This window comes from Amycolatopsis sp. SID8362, from assembly GCF_010550475.1.
In the GTDB taxonomy this organism is placed as follows: Bacteria; Actinomycetota; Actinomycetes; order Mycobacteriales; family Pseudonocardiaceae; genus Amycolatopsis; species Amycolatopsis eburnea.
Genome location: NZ_JAAGNB010001352.1, coordinates 1 through 266 on the forward strand (window position 1 = coordinate 1; position 266 = coordinate 266).

Sequence of the window (266 nt, forward strand, 5' to 3'; positions counted from 1 at the left end):
CGCGCCGGCCGCCGCGCCTTCGAGCCGGGCGAGCTCGCCGAGCACCGACGGGACCGCGGCCGCGCCGAGCCGCTCGCGCAGGTACGCGCTCATCGCCAGCGACGTCGGGTGATCGAAGACCACTGTGGACGGCAGGTTCAGCCCGGTGGCGTAGTTCAGGCGGTTGCGCATCTCGACCGCGGTCAGCGAGTCGAAACCCAGCTCGCTGAAGCCCTTCGCGGGGTCGATGGTGTCGGCCGAGCCGTGGCCGAGTACGGCCGCCGCCA

At 73.3% G+C, this 266-nt stretch carries 1 protein-coding gene; it reads right to left on the bottom strand.

Annotation, left to right across the window (positions count from 1 at the left end; translation table 11 throughout):
- A partial coding sequence (locus G3I65_RS41280) for an acyl carrier protein (RefSeq protein WP_160700897.1) occupies positions 1–266 on the bottom strand: 266 nt, incomplete at both ends.